We start from the raw sequence: 15,855 nt of genomic DNA, 5'->3' as shown, positions 1-15,855 counted from the left end.
TCACCGCACGTTGGCGAGGCGCATGTCGAGATAGCCGGTCACCGTCTCCATCAGCGGCTCGAGCTTGCCGTCGAAGAAATGGTTGGCGCCGGGGATGACCTGCTGGTCGATCACGATGCCCTTCTGCGTCTTCAGCTTCTCGACCAGCGTGTTGACGTCCTTGGGCGGCACCACAGCGTCCTTGTCGCCATGCACGATCAGGCCCGACGACGGGCAGGGCGCGAGGAACGAGAAATCGTAGAGATTGGCCGGCGGTGCGATCGAGATGAAGCCCTCGACTTCGGGCCGGCGCATCAGGAGCTGCATGCCGATCCATGCGCCGAACGAGAAGCCCGCGACCCAGCAGGCGCGCGCCTCGGGATTGATCGCCTGCGCCCAGTCGAGCGCGCTCGCCGCGTCGGACAATTCGCCGGTGCCGTGATCGAACGAGCCCTGGCTGCGGCCGACGCCACGGAAGTTGAAGCGCAGCACCGAGAAGCCGCGATGCGCGAACGCGTAGTAGCACTGGTAGACGATCTGGTGGTTCATCGTGCCGTGGAACTGCGGATGCGGATGCAGGATCATCGCAATCGGCGCGTTCTTCTGCTTGGCCGGGTGGTAGCGGCCTTCGAGACGGCCAGCAGGGCCGGTGAAAATGACTTCAGGCATTGTGTTCCCTTGATTGACGCGTTCCCTTGATTGACGTCGATCAATCAACCGGTTGGAGCCATCTTCGGCGACGGGCGCGAGCAGAGCGGCTCGTGTTGAAATCGGGCGCAGGCGCCGCCGGGCGGCACGCTGGAGGGCCTTCTAGCATGACGCAAGGGGCAAAAATCAAGGAAATTGTGCCGCTTGGCAGAGGCTAACCCGCTCGGCGCCGCGGGCCGCCGGCGATCCGGGCCAGGACGTCGAATTGTTCGTTGGCTGCCTGAAGCTTTGGTTTGTCATGTTGCCATCGCGCTTTGCACGCAGACGAATGTCTTGCCCGGCAACACGGCGGGACGTCCGGTGAAAAATCTCCCGCATTGGTGACTCTGATCTGGTCTCGGTGCCCGGCTGTCGTTATCTCGCGGTGGAGGACGCAACCACGGTGGTTGCTGCGGACAAGCTCGATGGCCGATCGCGTCTATCTCGACTGGAACGCCACCACGCCGCTTCGCCAGGAAGCGAAGGCGGCGATGGCTACGGCGTGGGAGTTGAGCGGCAACCCGTCCTCGGTGCACAGCGAGGGACGCCGCGCGCGCCGGCTGGTCGAGGATGCCCGCGGTGCGGTGGCGAAGGCGGTCGGCGGCCGGCCCCAGGACGTCGTGTTTCTCTCCGGCGGGACGGAAGCCAATGCGCTCGCATTGACGCCGGGATTGCGCCGAGGCGCCGGCGCGCCGGTCGGGCGGCTGTTGGTGTCCGCGATCGAGCATGCGTCGGTCCTCGCGGGCGGACGGTTTGCGCGCGCGGCGACCTTCGCGATCAATGTCACGCGCGCCGGCGTGATCGATCTCGATCATCTGCGTGCGCTGCTGGCGGATGGCGCGACCGCGCTGGTCTCGGTGATGCTGGCGAACAACGAGACCGGCGCCATCCAGCCGGTGGCCGACGTCGCCGGGATCGTTCACGCGGCCGGCGGCCTGCTGCATGTCGATGCGATCCAGGCGTTCGGCAAGATCCCGTTCGATCTCGCTTCGACGCAGGCCGATCTGGTGACGCTGTCGGCGCACAAGATCGGTGGACCGAAGGGCGTAGGCGCATTGGTGCTTGCTGAAGGCGTTGAAGGACTGGAAGCGTTGTTGCGTGGCGGCGGGCAGGAGCTCGGGCGGCGGGCAGGGACCGAGAACGTCGCCGGGATTGCCGGCTTTGGCGCGGCTGCGAAGGCCGCGATGGCGGCGCTAAAGGCCGACGCCGCCCGGGTCAGGGAGCTGCGCGACCGGCTCGAACATGGACTGCGGCAGACGCCGGACGTCGTGGTCTTTTCCGATGATGTGAAACGGTTGCCAAATACCGTTTTATTCACCGCGCCGGGCATGAGGGCCGAAACGGCGGTGATCGGCTTCGACCTGGCAGGGGTCGCGGTGTCCTCCGGTTCCGCCTGCTCGTCGGGCAAGGTGCAGCCCTCTCATGTGCTGGAGGCAATGGGATACCGTTCGGAGGTGTTGCAGGGAGCGGTGCGGCTCAGTCTTGGCTGGTCTACCACCGAGACAGACGTGGATTTCACCCTCAAGGCTTGGCGAAAGCTCGCCGATACCCTAGTTAATGGGGAACGACGAAACACAGCTTGAACTGTTCTAAGCCAGTGATTTCGTGTTCAAAGCATCGTAAGCGATTTTTCTGAACTTGAGATCCACCGCGGTCCTTGAAACCGCGAGCGGAGGATTGAATGCCTGCTGTACAAGAGACGGTCGAGCGCGTCCGGCGCATCGACGTCGACCAGTATCGATATGGGTTTGAGACGCAGATCGAGTCCGACAAGGCCCCGAAGGGGCTGTCGGAAGACACCGTCCGCTTCATCTCGGCAAAGAAGAACGAACCGGCGTGGATGCTGGAATGGCGCCTTGAGGCGTATCGCCGCTGGCTGACCATGACCGAGCCGACCTGGGCGCGCGTCGACTATCCGAAGATCGACTACCAGGACGTCTATTATTACGCGGCGCCGAAGCCGAAGAAGACGCTATCCTCGATTGACGAGATCGATCCGGAAATCCTCAAGACCTACGAGAAGCTCGGCATTCCCCTGCGCGAGGTCGCGATCCTCGAAGGCGTCGAGCCGCCGCCCGGCGGACCGGCGTCGGCCAACCGCAAGATCGCGGTCGATGCCGTGTTCGATTCGGTTTCGGTCGCCACCACCTTCCAGAAGGAGCTGAAGGCCGCCGGTGTGATCTTCATGCCGATCTCGGAGGCGATCCGCGAGCATCCGGAGCTGGTGCAAAAATATCTCGGCACCGTGGTGCCGACCTCGGACAATTACTTCGCGACGCTCAACTCGGCGGTGTTCTCCGACGGCTCGTTCGTCTACGTGCCGCCGGGCGTGCGCTGCCCGATGGAGCTCTCGACCTATTTCCGCATCAACGAGCGCAACACCGGCCAGTTCGAGCGCACGCTGATCATCGCCGACAAGGGCTCCTACGTCTCCTATCTCGAAGGCTGCACCGCGCCGCAGCGCGACGAGAACCAGCTGCACGCCGCGGTGGTCGAGCTCGTCACGCTCGATGACGCCGAGATCAAATATTCCACGGTGCAGAACTGGTACCCCGGCAATTCGGAAGGTAAGGGCGGCATCTACAATTTCGTCACCAAGCGTGGCGACTGCCGCGGCAAGAATTCCAAGATCTCCTGGACCCAGGTCGAGACCGGGTCGGCGATCACCTGGAAATATCCGAGCTGCATCCTGCGCGGCGACAATTCGAGCGGCGAGTTCTACTCGATCGCGATCTCGAACGGCTTCCAGCAGGTCGATAGCGGCACCAAGATGATCCACCTCGGCAAGAACACGTCGAGCCGGATCATCTCCAAGGGCATCGCCGCGGGCAAGTCGCAGAACACCTATCGCGGCTTGGTCAGCGCGCATCGCAAGGCGACCGGCGCGCGCAACTACACCGCCTGCGACTCGCTCCTGATCGGCGACAAATGCGGCGCACACACCGTGCCCTATGTCGAGGCCAAGAATTCCTCGGCGACGTTCGAGCACGAAGCGACGACGTCGAAGATTTCCGAGGACGTGCTGTTCTACTGCATCCAGCGCGGGCTCTCGCAGGAAGAAGCCGTCGGCCTCGTCGTCAACGGCTTCGTGAAGGACGTGTTGCAGCAACTGCCGATGGAGTTCGCGGTGGAAGCGCAGAAGCTGATCTCGATCAGCCTTGAAGGTTCGGTTGGCTAATCCATCCCGCTTGAGGGCGCGGCCGACGCGCCCCGGGGTGATGCTCAGGAAAAATCAGATGTCTCTACTTGAAGTGAAAGATCTGCAGGTTCGTGTCGAGGAGCGTGAGATCCTCCACGGGCTGTCGCTTAACGTGAACCCGGGCGAGGTCCACGCGATCATGGGGCCGAACGGCTCCGGCAAGTCGACGCTCTCCCACGTGATCGCCGGCAAGCCCGGCTATGAAGTCACCGGCGGCCAGATCCTGTTCAGGGGCGAGGACCTCCTGGAGATGGATCCCAACGAGCGCGCCGCCAAGGGCGTGTTCCTGGCGTTCCAGTATCCGGTGGAAATCCCCGGCGTCACCACCTGGAACTTCCTGCATGCCGCGCTCAACGCCCAGCGCAAGGCGCGCGGCGAGGACGAGATCTCATCGCCGGCCTTCCTGAAGAGGGTCCGCGAGGTCGCCAAGTCGCTCAACATTCCGCAGGACATGCTGAAGCGCGGCGTCAATGTCGGCTTCTCCGGCGGCGAGAAGAAGCGCAACGAGATTCTGCAGATGGCGCTGTTCGAGCCGGCCGTCTGCATCCTCGACGAAATGGATTCCGGCCTCGACATCGACGCGCTGCGGATCGCAGCCGACGGCGTCAACGCGCTGCGCTCCCCGGAGCGCGCGATGGTCGTCATCACCCACTATCAGCGGCTGCTCAACTACATCGTGCCCGACGTCGTGCACGTGATGTCGAAGGGCCGGGTGGTGAAGAGCGGCGGCAAGGAACTGGCGCTGGAGCTGGAAGAGTCCGGCTACGCGCAGTTCGAAGACGCTGCCTGACAAATACGGGTTCTCAGATGAACGTTGTCGCAAAGACCGAGACCGGGCGCGCGCTGGGCGATGCATTCGCTGCGGCGCGCGACCGTCTGCCGGGCAAGGGCAAGATCGCCGAGCAGCGCCGCGAGGCGTTCGAGGCCTATGAACGATTGGGCCTGCCGCATCGCCGGATCGAGGATTGGAAATACACCGACCTGCGCGCGCTGATGCGAGAAGTGCTGCCGCTGGCCCCTGCGCCGGATGCCGCAGCGCTGGGGCGGGCTGCCGACGCGGTCAAGCTGCGGGCGATCGACGGCGTGCGCCGCCTGGTGCTGGTCGACGGCGCGTTTGCGCCTGAACTTTCCGATCTCGGAACTCCCGAAGAGGGCCTCAGCATCCGCCCGCTGCGTGAGGTGCTCGACGCCGGCGATGGCGCGCTCTCCGCGCAGGCCTTTGCCTCCGACATCTCCAATCCGATGATCGCGTTGAACGGCGCGATGGCGACCGATGGCGTCGTCATCGAAATTGCCAATGGCGCGGTGCTGGCCCAGCCGCTGCACATCGTCCACGTCGCGTCCGGCACGGCGCCGGCCTCGACGTTCACGCGCTCGCTGCTCCGGCTCGGTCGCGATACCGGCGTGACGCTGGTGGAGAGCTATCTCGCCGGCGAGGGCGCCAAGGCTTACCAGACCCATGACGGGCTGGTCGTGGCGATCGGCGACAATGCGCGGCTCGATCACGTCAGGCTGGTCGAGGACGCCGTCGACGCGTTCAACATTTCCTCGGCGACGGTGTCGCTCGGCGCGCATGCGCATTTCAACACGTTTAGTTTGACCTCGGGCGGTCATGTCAGCCGCTACCAGCTGACGATCACCTGTGCCGGCGAGGGCTCCAAGGTCGAGACCAATGGCGTCAATCTGATCAACGGCAAGCAGCACGCCGACACCACGCTGTTCATGGATCACGCGGTGCCGCACTGCGCGAGCCGCGAGATCTTCCGTGCCGTCGTCGACGACCGCGCCCATTCGGTGTTCCAGGGCCGCATCATCGTTCGTCCGGACGCCCAAAAGACCGACGCCAAGATGATGACCCGCGCGCTGCTGCTGTCCGACGACGCAGAAGCCGACAACAAGCCGGAGCTGGAAATCTTCGCCGACGACGTCACCTGCGGTCACGGTGCGACCACCGGTGCGCTCGACCAGAGCCTGCTGTTCTACATGCGGGCCCGCGGACTGCCGGAGAAGGAAGCACAAGCGCTTCTGATCCAGGCCTTTGTCGGTGAGGCGATCGAGACCATTGCCAGCGACGCGTTGCGCGAGGTCGCAATTGCCGCCGCACAGCGTTGGCTTCAGGCGAGGGCGTGAGCATGCACAAGGCGGTCGCCAACGGTTCTTACGACGTCGCCCTGGTGCGGCAGGATTTTCCGGCGCTCGCCATGCAGATCTACGGCAAGCCGCTGGTCTATCTCGACAACGCGGCCTCGGCGCAGAAGCCGAATGCGGTGCTCGACCGCATGACCGAGGCCTACAAAAGCGAATACGCCAACGTGCATCGCGGCCTGCATTACCTCGCCAATGCGGCGACGGAGGCCTATGAGGGTGCCCGCGGCAAGGTCGCGCAGTTCATCAACGCCCGCCGCAGCGAAGAGATCGTCTTCACCCGCAACGTCACCGAGGCGATCAACCTCGTGGCGTCGTCCTGGGGCGGGGTGAACATCGGAGAGGGCCACGAGATCGTCCTCTCGATCATGGAGCACCACTCCAACATCGTGCCGTGGCACTTCCTCCGGGAGCGCCAGGGTGCCGTGATCAAGTGGGCGCCGGTCGACGACGAGGGCAACTTCCTGATCGAGGAGTTCGAGAAGCTCCTGACGGCGCGCACCAAGATCGTCGCGATCACCCAGATGTCGAACGCGCTCGGCACCCTGGTTCCGGTCAAGGACGTGATCCGGCTGGCTCACGCCCGCGGCATTCCGGTGCTGGTCGACGGCGCGCAGGGGGCGGTGCACCTGCCGATCGACGTCCAGGACCTCGACTGCGATTTCTACGCTTTCACCGGCCACAAGGTGTACGGGCCGACCGGCATCGGCGCGCTCTATGCCAAGCACGAGCATCTGGTGGCGATGCGGCCGTTCAACGGCGGCGGCGAGATGATCCGCGAAGTGGCCAGGGACTGGGTCACCTATGGCGATCCGCCGCACAAGTTCGAGGCCGGGACGCCGCCGATCGTCGAGGCGATCGGGCTGGGGGCCGCGATCGACTACGTCAATTCGATCGGCAAGGAGCGCATCGCCGCGCATGAGCGTGAGCTGCTCACCTACGCGCAGGACCGTTTGCGCGAGATCAACTCGCTGCGCGTGATCGGCACCGCCCGCAACAAGGGTCCGGTGATCTCGTTCGAGATGAAGGGGGCGCACCCCCACGACGTTGCGACCGTGATCGACCGCCAGGGCATCGCGGTGCGCGCCGGCACCCATTGCGTGATGCCGCTTTTAGAGCGGTTCAATGTCACGGCCACCTGCCGTGCATCCTTCGGGATGTATAATACAAGGGAAGAAGTCGACCATCTGGCGCAGGCGCTGATCAAGGCGCGGGAATTGTTCGCATGACCGATACAGCCGAAGTCAAGACGGCCACCATGGAAACCACCTCGGCACTGCCGGCCGAGGAGACCGAGCGCATGAGCGGCGAGATCGTCGCGGCCCTGAAGACGGTGTTCGACCCGGAAATCCCGGCCGACATCTACGAACTCGGCCTGATCTACAAGGTCGACCTCAAGGACGATCGCTCGGTCGACATCCTGATGACGCTGACCACGCCGAACTGCCCGGCCGCCGGCGAATTGCCTACGATGGTCGAGAACGCGGTTGCCAGCGTCCCCGGTGTCGGTGTCGTCAACGTCAATCTGGTGTGGGATCCGGCCTGGACGCCGGACCGGATGTCGGACGAGGCTCGCCTCGTCCTCAATATGTGGTGATGCGTATCGGGCTTAACCTTGGAATATCGGCAATTGATTTGCCGCCGGGACTGACCACATGAGTGACATGACGCAAGCTTCACCAACCCCAGCCAAGCCGAAGCGGCCGCGCCCGCAGGTCATGAAACTGACCGATGCCGCGGCGGAGCGGATCACCGAGCTGACCAGGCGCGCCGATTCCGAGATCGTCGGCCTGCGCGTCGGCATCAAGAACGGCGGCTGCGCCGGACAGTCCTACACGGTCGAATACGCCCATGAGATCCGCCCGACCGACGAAGTGGTCGAGGACAAGGGCGTCAAGATCCTGGTCGATCCGAAGGCCGTGCTGTTCCTGCTCGGCACCGAGATGGACTACGTGGCCGACAGGATGCAGGCCCAGTTCGTGTTCAACAACCCGAACCAGGTCTCCGCCTGCGGTTGCGGCGAATCGGTACAGCTCAAGCCGGCCACGGTCTGATCGCTGCGCCTGGCGAGCGCGCGATCGCGCTCGCGCGTTACCCGCCACCCACCATCGTTGCATGTCGACGTCGTCGTCGACCATACTGCGCTGCCAACAGGCTGCGGCAGGCGCGTTCGGCCGCGCTGGAACGAAGGTGGGCACATGGACCGCGAATTCCTGATCGACCTGTTCGCCGATTTTGGCCCGGTCACGCTGCGCCGGATGTTCTCCGGCTACGGCATCTCCGTTGACGGCACCAACTTCGCGCTTGCGCTGCGCGCCGGGCTCTACTTCCGTGCCGACGAGGAGACTATCGCGCAGTTCGAGGCCGAAGGCTGCGGGCCGTTCCAGTACCAGACCCGCGCCAAGACGGTGAAGGTGAATTCATACTGGCAACTGCCGGCGCGGCTGTTCGACGATTCCGAGGAGCTTGCGGTCTGGGCGCGCCTGGCGCTCGGCGCCGCCCAGCGCGCCGCGCTGCGCAAGCGGCCGAGGAAGGCGAGGGCGCCGGCGAAGAAGGCTATGGCTAAGAAGGCCGCGGTGAGGAAGGCGGCGGCGAAGAAGCCGTCGGCCAAGAAGGAGCGATCGGCACGGAAGCGATCCTCCTGACGTGAGGGATCACGCCACCCGGGTCTGGGTCTCGGCGCTGTATTCCGGGTCGGCTTCGCAGATCACGCGGTTGCGGCCGGAGCGCTTGGCGGCATAGAGGCAGGCGTCGGCGCGCTCGATCAGGGAATCCGTGTCGTCCGCCGGCTTCAGCATGGAGACGCCGACCGAGATCGTAACGCGGCCGAGGATCTCGCCGGTCGACTTCTTCTTCAGCTCCTTCGCCATCACGGCGCGGCGGATGTGGTCGGCGACCGTCAGCGCCTGGCGCAGCGCGGTGTTCGGCAGCACGACGGCGAACTCCTCGCCGCCGTAGCGGGCGGTGATGTCCTGGCCCTTGATGTTCTGCTTCAGCGACTGTGCCACCAGCCGCAGCACCTGATCGCCGGTGAGATGGCCGTAGGAATCGTTGAACGACTTGAAATGATCGATGTCGAACATCAGCAGCGACAGCGGCTCGCCGCTGGCCAAAGCGGCCTGCACCGCCATGTCGATCGAGCGGTCGAAATATTTGCGGTTGCCGAGGCCGGTGAGCGGATCGGTCAGGCTCTCGGCGCGGATCGCCTCGAGGCTGTGTTGCAGGTCGCTGATCTCCGACTTCGACAGCGCAAGCCGGTTCTCCAACGCCTGATTTGTCTCGCGCATCTCGCGCGTCGATTTGGCGAGCGCCTCGACGATGATCTTGATCTGGTCGCGCGTGGTCGCGGTCGAGAGCCGATCGCTGGCGCCGACGAGGTTCGCGTCGTAGGTCGCGGACACGTCGAGCGCATCGGTGATTAGCCGCATGACGGCATCGATCTCGCCGATGACGCGCGCGCCGACCTTGTCGATGCGGTCCGAGGTCTTGATGTGCGAGAGATAGGTTTCGTAGATCTGCTCAAGGTCGGATTCAGAGAGCTTGCCGCTGCGCGCCAGCGTCTCGTTGATGACCTTGTTGAGCGGTGCGTTGTACCCGGTCGCGTAGACGTACCAGATCTCATAGTTGCGAGGGACGGCGGTCTGGCGAAGCGAGCGGATCTGGCCAAGCGCGACTTCGGCAAAAGCCAACGTACGTTCGTGTTCGTCCAGCAGCTTGACCACTGTTACGTCCTCAATGCACGCAATGCCGGTCGTGCCCGGCAGCAATGACTAAATTATTGGTGCGAGGGTACGGGACGAGGATGAAGGCAAGGTAAACAGTGGAACTACGGGGATTTCGTCGCGACGAATGTCGTACGAGCGCGATCCCATCGCGGATCGCGCGCGGCTCTCGCAAGCTTTTCGCTCGCTCCCCCTTTGCGCTGCGAAAACTGCGCGCATTTGCGTCAAACGCGAGGAATCGGCCTGGGCGCTGGTCGCCGGCGGCGACACGGATTCCGAAGGATACCGCCGCTGGCGCGGCGGTATCGGAGCCGGCCTTAGGCGCGCGCGCGCACAGGTCGCAGCAGGAAGGCGGGCAGGTGCGAATGATCGCCGGGCTCGTGGTCCACCTCGCGCTGCGGCCGCCGAGGCTCGGCACGCCCGATCGACGGCACGTGCGACGGGGTGGCCTGGGGCGAGGAGTTGCGGCCGTGGCGCGGTTCGCGCTCCGGCCTGGCTGCACGCTCCTGGCGGGGCTCCTGGTCCTGACGTGGCTCGCGTTCACCGTGACGCGGCTCGCGTTCACCGTGACGCGCTTCGCGCTCGCGTCGCGGCTTGCGACCGCCACGGGCACCATCGCGCGAGCCTTCGCGGCTGCGCGAGCGGCGCGGTGCGCCGTCCTCGTCGGAAGCCTCGCTGTGAACGGTGTAGTCGCCCTCGGCGCGCGGGATCGGCTGGCCGATCAGCTTCTCGATCGCGGTCATCGACTTGCTGTCGAGCGAGGTGACGATGGAGATCGCGGTGCCGGTGCGTCCGGCGCGGCCGGTGCGGCCAATGCGATGGACGTAATCATCGGGGTGGTGCGGCACGTCGAAATTGAAGACGTGGCTCACCGCGGGAATGTCGAGACCGCGCGCGGCGACGTCGGAGGCGACCAGCAGCGGAATCTCGCCCTTGCGGAATTGATCCAGCGCCGCGGTGCGGGCGGACTGATCCATGTCGCCGTGCAGGGCGCCGACACTGAAGCCGTGCTTCTGCAGTGATTTGTGAAGGACGGCGACTTCGCGCTTGCGATTGCAGAAGATAATCGCGTTGTTGAGATCCTTGGCGTCGCGCAGCAGGCGGCGGAGGATCTCGCGCTTGTCATGCGCTTCGCGACCGGCCGGGACCTGCAATTGCGTCACGGTGACGGCGGTGGTCGCGGGCTTGGAGACTTCGATCCGGGCCGGATTGTGCAGGAAGGCCTCGGTGATGCGGCTGATTTCCGGCGGCATCGTCGCGGTGAAGAACAGGGTCTGCCGCGTGAACGGGACGAGCTTGCAGATGCGTTCGATGTCGGGGATGAAACCCATGTCGAGCATGCGGTCGGCTTCGTCGATCACCAGCAGCTCGACGCCGGTGAGCAGCAATCCGCCGCGCTCGGTGTGGTCGAGCAAGCGGCCGGGGGTTGCGATCAGGACGTCGACGCCGCGCATCAGCTTGGAGTCCTGGTCGCCGAACGAGACGCCGCCGATCAGGAGGGCGACGTTCAGTTTCTGACCGGCGCCGTATTTGTCGAACTGCTCCTTCACCTGCGCGGCGAGTTCGCGGGTCGGCTCGAGGATCAGGGTGCGCGGCATGCGTGCCCGCGCGCGGCCCTTCTCGAGCAAGGTGAGCATCGGGAGAACGAAGGCAGCGGTCTTGCCGGTGCCGGTCTGCGCAATGCCGAGGACGTCGCGCCGGGCGAGGACGTGCGGGATTGCCTGTTCCTGGATGGGGGTGGGGTTGGTGTAACCGGTGGCCGCAACTGCGGCGAGGACCTTATCGGACAGGCCTAGATTGGAAAAAGACATTGAGCCTCTGGTCGAAACCGCCGTTCGGCATCGCAGGTAAAAGGCTGTCGCGTTCGGCCCCGAAACGGCTCGCTTTTCGATAAAGCTCGGGGGCTCTGACTAACGCTGACGGACGGCAAACCTGACGAATCGCGTTTCGATCCGAGGGCCGCGTTGCCCGCAACATAGGGGGGAAAGCGGCAAAGTCAATCTTGGAACCGGCCGGATAGCCGAAAAAGCTTAACGTTTTCGCCAAAATAACCGTCGTTTCCGTCATTTGGCGGTCAAATGAATCGCTGTCCCGGAACCTGGAGACGAGACCTCGGCGAGGGGCGTTCGCGCGGCTTTGCCGCCAAAAATCCGCCGCGCCGGTCCCGCGCGGGCGGCTGCCTACCATGCATAACGGACCACGCCCTTGCCGGCGTAGGACCGGGTCACGTTGGAGAACTCGCCCTCGAAGCTTGCGAGCGCCGACCAGCCGCTGGCCCATTTCAGTTCGGCCGAGGCGGTGGTGAGAGCGGACTCGGAGGCCTGCCCCGCGCCGCTCACGACGAAGCTGGCGCCGGGCAGGGTCTGGAACGTTGCGGCGATGCTGCGGTCCGGGTTGAAATCATGCGCCCAGGCAACACGGCCGCGCAGCGTCAGCGCCGCATCTGACAGCGCGAAGGATTTGTCGGCGCGCAGGCCGAGTTCTCCGCGCGCGTCGGTGACGCTCTTGGCGTTGTAGGCGAGCGCAAAGGTGCTCGCGCCGACGACGGTCTGCTCGGCGTAGCCCGGCAGCTGGAACGTCGTGAACTGGCCGGCGGCGTAGGGCGTCAGGCCGATGCCGCCGATCCATGGCGCAGCCAAGCGATAGCCGCCTTCGGCGCGGCCCGACCATGCGTTGGCCTTGAACTCGGCGCGCAGGCGATCGACGCTGCCGACGGTCACCGTGCGGTCGGTGGTGACGTCCTGCCAGCCATAGGCCAGCGCACCGGCGAGATAAGCCGCGCCAATATTGTGCCTGATGAAGCCGCCGGCCTGGAACAGGTCGGAGCGGCCGCCGCCGCTGTTGGCGACGCCGAAATTGGTGCCGCCGCCGGCGAGCGCGAAGCCGGCTATCGTGTTCGGCGAGAACCGGTAATCGGCGCCGACAGCGGTGCCGAACAGCTGGCTTGTGGTGTTGTTCGAACCGAGCGCGGTATTGCCGCTAGTCGTCTGCGAGCCGCCGTAGGCTGCCGCCCACATGCTCCAGCGTGGATCATGGCTATCGGCGATCGGCGCCTTGCGATAGATCGCGGCATAGGCATCGCTGGTCGAGCGCTTGGCGGCATAAGCCAGCGAATTGTCGTCAGCGTAGGCCGGGGCGCCGGCCGGGATCGCCGTCGCGGCGCGGCCGTCGATGAACGGATCGAGCAGCGTACCCATGAACTGGTTCATCGCGTTGAACGTGGTCTGCTGCGATCCGGCGGCGCTCTCGCCGGAGAGCTGGGTCAGGCCGCTCAGGAGATTGTCGCCCGACACCTTGAAGATCGCGCTGAAGGCGTTGGAGAGGTTGGCGGCGCCGAGCAGGCTGTTGTCGATCGCACCGGCGACGCTTCTGTGGTTGATGCTGGCGTTGGCCGGCAGGATCGGGGAGAGCAGGCCGGGATCGACCGACAGCAGCACGTCGTTGCCGACATAGCTCAGCACCGGATTGCGTGCGAGGTTGTTGGCAAGCAACAGGCTGGCCGAGCCGAACGTGCCGCTCAGCGTTCCCGCATTGACGATCGTGTAGGTGGTCTTCTTCGTGATCCGCTCGAGCGGCTCGACGACGACATTGCCGGCAAGGTTGGCGGTGCCGGTGACGATCGCCTTGTCGCTGATCGTGTTGGTGACCTGCACCAGATAGGTCGCCGCGGCCGTTATGGTCAGGCTTGCCATCGTGATCGTCCCCGGCGAGTTGCCGGGCGACAGTATGCCGCTGATCACCGTGTTGCCGATGGTGCCGTTGCCGCCGAGCGTGCCGTTTGGGCCGACGGTGACGCTGGCGTTCGGCACCGCGCCGTTGAGGATGAAGGTGCTGTCGACATTGACGGACCCGGCAAAGTTGGAGCTGCCGGTGAAGCTCCAGTTCGAGCCGGCAAGAACCCCGAAATTGACGAAGCCGGTGCCGAGCTTCGACAGGTCGAAGCTCGAAGCGGTCGTGCCGCCGAATTGCACGATGCTGGTCCCGCTGCCGACGATGTTGCCGTTGAACACGGCGCCGGACTGGACTTGCAGCAAATCGTTGGTGCCGCCGAACTGCACGGCGGTGCCGCCGGTGCCGGTGATGGTGCCGTTGGCGATCAGCGTGGTCGTGCCGCCCGACGTCTTGATGCCGGTGGTGCCGGTGACGAAGGTGCCTGTCGTGATGAAGATGTTGCCGGGGGTCGAGCGCGACGCGGAGATGCCGATGCCACTGCTCTGCACACCGGCCAGCGCATCGATCTTGATGTCGCCGAGACCGTCGCGTTGGGCGAGGATGCCGTAGCTGCCGGCGGCCGTGCCGTTCGCAATGACGTTGCCTTCCGCGCGCAGCGCCAGTGTTGCGGCATTGTCGGCGCCGTGGGTGATGATGCCGCTGATGCCGATCGCCGCCGCGCTCGTCGAGGTCGCGCTCACAGTCCCCTTGGTGTCGAGATCGATGCCGCCGAGTCCCGCGGTGAGGGTCGAGAACCTGGAAATGCCGCGGCTCAGCGCGATGCCGGTCGCGGCACCGTCGGAGGCAGCGGTCACGTCGCCATTGGCGCGAACGGTGAGCGTGCCGGTGCCGATGAGGGTCGGCGGAAGGCTGAGGGTTGAGGCCGTGATTCCGGTCGCCGTGCTGCCGGTGCCGATGGCGGTGGCCGTCACGGCGCCATCGACCGTCAACCGGGTCGTGGTCAGATTGTTCTGTGCGACGCTGATGCCGATGACGTTTGAGGCGGTATCGCTGATCGAGGTTGCCGTCACTGCGCCGTGCAGATTGAAGTCGACCGGGACCACACCGGAGGCGCCCAGGGACGCTCCGGTGACATTTGCGACCTTGCCGGACGGCGTCATGCCGGTAACCGTGATCGATCCGTTGACGTTCAGCGCCGCCGAGCCGTCGCTGGATGTGCTTCCCAATCCGGCGGAAAGACCGGCGACGCTGCCACCGGCCGAAGCGGAGGTCGAAGTTCTGGTGTCAAAGACTCCGGAGATGTCGCCATTGAAGGTCGCGGTGTTGGTGCCGCTGGCACCAGAGAAACTGACGGTCGCCAGGGCGCCGTAGTAGGCCGTGTCCGGGCGGTTTCCCTTGGCAATATTGCCGTCCACGACGAGGCTGTTGTTGGCGCCGCCCGCGTCGTAAACGGACAGCGTGCCGCCCGTGATGCCGCGCGTTCGGACCGTCATGGTGCCGGTGCCGTAGTTCTGCAAGCTCACGGAGCCACTGACATCCTGATTGAGCTTCGCCGTGAACGCGCTGCTATTGGCCGAATTGTTGCTCTCGAGGGTGATGTTGCCCGCGACGCTCGCGTTGGTGGTGAGGTCGACGGTGCCGACGCCGCCGTTCTGCAGATCGATGTTGCCGGTGACCGCGCCGTTCGTCGTCACGGACAGGTTGCGCGCAGTGTGGGTGATCTGTCCCGTCCGGACGAACATTGCGCTGCCTAACGTCGGAGTGGTGCTGGTGATCGTGCCTGTCGCGATCGTGACGTCGGATTGTGGGCCATCGGTCCGAAGGTAGATTCCCAGACCCGCCACGATCTGGCTTCCGGTCGTGTTGATATTGACGCTGTTGCCCGCTCCTAAGCCCGTGACCTCGATGCCGGTGCCGCCCCTGATCGTCCCGGCGGTCTGCGTAATGGAGACCGGACCGAGGCCCATCTGGGCACTGATCGAATATCCATTGGAGGTGACGTCGGCTGACCCTCTGTAGGTGATCGCGCCTTGGGCGCTGAGCCCGATGCCGTTGTAAATGGACGATGACGTGATGCCGGCGGGATCGTTGTGATTGAACGTCAGGTTGCCGCCGCTGTTCGCGGTGGCGCCACGGGAGTTGATCCCTGCGCCGGCATTGACGTTCACGGTGAGATCGCCGCCGAAATTGACGTTGAGCCCGCCGTCCGACGGATGGGCGGCGTCACAGAGCACGTCGGCGGTGCCGACGCCAGAGCAGGGGGCCGTCGCCTCGGCCGTGGAGGCCATCGCAATCAGTGACGCCGAGCCGAGCAGCGCGCCGCGCCACATCCTCAGCCTGCCGCCGATGCCGATCATGACCTTGCCCCAAATATTGTAACCGTATGTTTCTGGCGCAACCGTCGTGCGGCGTCTTCTCAGTGCGCGCATACCGTCGATCCAAAATGCGGCT

Annotated in this window: 12 protein-coding genes; 8 read left to right on the top strand and 4 right to left on the bottom strand. The window is 65.1% G+C overall.

Annotation, left to right across the window (positions count from 1 at the left end):
• Complete coding sequence (locus ACVISU_RS02740) at positions 1-648, bottom strand: alpha/beta hydrolase (protein WP_016843213.1); 648 nt, start codon at positions 646-648, stop codon at positions 1-3.
• Between the two features lie 443 nt (positions 649-1,091).
• Here ACVISU_RS02740 and ACVISU_RS02735 point away from each other — a divergent pair, with 443 nt between their 5' ends.
• The 8 genes from ACVISU_RS02735 to ACVISU_RS02700 all read left to right on the top strand — a co-directional run bounded on the left by ACVISU_RS02735 (position 1,092) and on the right by ACVISU_RS02700 (position 8,655).
• A complete protein-coding gene (locus ACVISU_RS02735) occupies positions 1,092-2,249 on the top strand; it encodes a cysteine desulfurase family protein (RefSeq protein ID WP_456705935.1) in 1,158 nt (385 codons plus the stop codon).
• A gap of 98 nt (positions 2,250-2,347) precedes the next feature.
• Positions 2,348-3,844, top strand: coding sequence for a Fe-S cluster assembly protein SufB (gene sufB / locus ACVISU_RS02730; RefSeq protein WP_456705934.1), 1,497 nt, complete (start codon positions 2,348-2,350; stop codon positions 3,842-3,844).
• Between the two features lie 58 nt (positions 3,845-3,902).
• Positions 3,903-4,655, top strand: coding sequence for a Fe-S cluster assembly ATPase SufC (gene sufC / locus ACVISU_RS02725; RefSeq protein WP_456705933.1), 753 nt, complete (start codon positions 3,903-3,905; stop codon positions 4,653-4,655).
• A 17-nt stretch (positions 4,656-4,672) separates the two neighbouring features.
• The gene (sufD, locus tag ACVISU_RS02720) at positions 4,673-5,995 is read left to right on the top strand and encodes a Fe-S cluster assembly protein SufD (protein WP_050400606.1); all 1,323 of its coding nucleotides are present in this window, start codon (positions 4,673-4,675) and stop codon (positions 5,993-5,995) included.
• Positions 5,992-7,239, top strand: a complete 1,248-nt coding sequence (locus ACVISU_RS02715) for a cysteine desulfurase (RefSeq protein WP_456705932.1) — start codon at positions 5,992-5,994, stop codon at positions 7,237-7,239. Before sufD ends, ACVISU_RS02715 begins: the two co-directional genes overlap by 4 nt.
• Positions 7,236-7,607, top strand: a complete 372-nt coding sequence (locus ACVISU_RS02710) for an SUF system Fe-S cluster assembly protein (RefSeq protein ID WP_021081118.1) — start codon at positions 7,236-7,238, stop codon at positions 7,605-7,607. Before ACVISU_RS02715 ends, ACVISU_RS02710 begins: the two co-directional genes overlap by 4 nt.
• 67 nt (positions 7,608-7,674) lie before the next feature.
• Positions 7,675-8,064: a HesB/IscA family protein gene (locus ACVISU_RS02705; protein WP_050400605.1), complete on the top strand. Its 390-nt coding sequence runs from the start codon at positions 7,675-7,677 to the stop codon at positions 8,062-8,064.
• Positions 8,065-8,208: 144 nt separating this feature from the next.
• Positions 8,209-8,655, top strand: a complete 447-nt coding sequence (locus ACVISU_RS02700) for a TfoX/Sxy family protein (protein WP_456705931.1) — start codon at positions 8,209-8,211, stop codon at positions 8,653-8,655.
• A 9-nt stretch (positions 8,656-8,664) separates the two neighbouring features.
• Here ACVISU_RS02700 and ACVISU_RS02695 read toward each other — a convergent pair whose 3' ends face one another.
• The 3 genes from ACVISU_RS02695 to ACVISU_RS02685 all read right to left on the bottom strand — a co-directional run bounded on the left by ACVISU_RS02695 (position 8,665) and on the right by ACVISU_RS02685 (position 15,761).
• Complete coding sequence (locus ACVISU_RS02695; RefSeq protein WP_456705930.1) at positions 8,665-9,732, bottom strand: GGDEF domain-containing protein; 1,068 nt, start codon at positions 9,730-9,732, stop codon at positions 8,665-8,667.
• Positions 9,733-10,049: 317 nt separating this feature from the next.
• A complete protein-coding gene (locus tag ACVISU_RS02690) occupies positions 10,050-11,543 on the bottom strand; it encodes a DEAD/DEAH box helicase (RefSeq protein WP_456705929.1) in 1,494 nt (497 codons plus the stop codon).
• A 369-nt stretch (positions 11,544-11,912) separates the two neighbouring features.
• A complete protein-coding gene (locus tag ACVISU_RS02685) occupies positions 11,913-15,761 on the bottom strand; it encodes an autotransporter outer membrane beta-barrel domain-containing protein (RefSeq protein WP_456705928.1) in 3,849 nt (1,282 codons plus the stop codon).
• Positions 15,762-15,855 lie beyond the last annotated feature (94 nt).

The sequence above is a fragment of the Bradyrhizobium sp. USDA 4452 genome (assembly GCF_054063575.1).
Note: the sequence above shows the minus strand (reverse complement) of the source record. Positions and strands in the feature narration are given on the sequence as shown.

Coding starts and splice junctions, on each gene's coding strand:
- ACVISU_RS02690 (WP_456705929.1), bottom strand. CDS start 11,543: ATGTCTTTTTCCAATCTAGGCCTGTCCGATAAGGTCCTCGCCGCAGTT.
- ACVISU_RS02700 (WP_456705931.1), top strand. CDS start 8,209: ATGGACCGCGAATTCCTGATCGACCTGTTCGCCGATTTTGGCCCGGTC.
- ACVISU_RS02710 (WP_021081118.1), top strand. CDS start 7,236: ATGACCGATACAGCCGAAGTCAAGACGGCCACCATGGAAACCACCTCG.
- ACVISU_RS02705 (WP_050400605.1), top strand. CDS start 7,675: ATGACGCAAGCTTCACCAACCCCAGCCAAGCCGAAGCGGCCGCGCCCG.
- ACVISU_RS02740 (WP_016843213.1), bottom strand. CDS start 648: ATGCCTGAAGTCATTTTCACCGGCCCTGCTGGCCGTCTCGAAGGCCGC.
- ACVISU_RS02735 (WP_456705935.1), top strand. CDS start 1,092: ATGGCCGATCGCGTCTATCTCGACTGGAACGCCACCACGCCGCTTCGC.
- sufD (WP_050400606.1), top strand. CDS start 4,673: ATGAACGTTGTCGCAAAGACCGAGACCGGGCGCGCGCTGGGCGATGCA.
- ACVISU_RS02685 (WP_456705928.1), bottom strand. CDS start 15,761: ATGATCGGCATCGGCGGCAGGCTGAGGATGTGGCGCGGCGCGCTGCTC.
- sufB (WP_456705934.1), top strand. CDS start 2,348: ATGCCTGCTGTACAAGAGACGGTCGAGCGCGTCCGGCGCATCGACGTC.
- sufC (WP_456705933.1), top strand. CDS start 3,903: ATGTCTCTACTTGAAGTGAAAGATCTGCAGGTTCGTGTCGAGGAGCGT.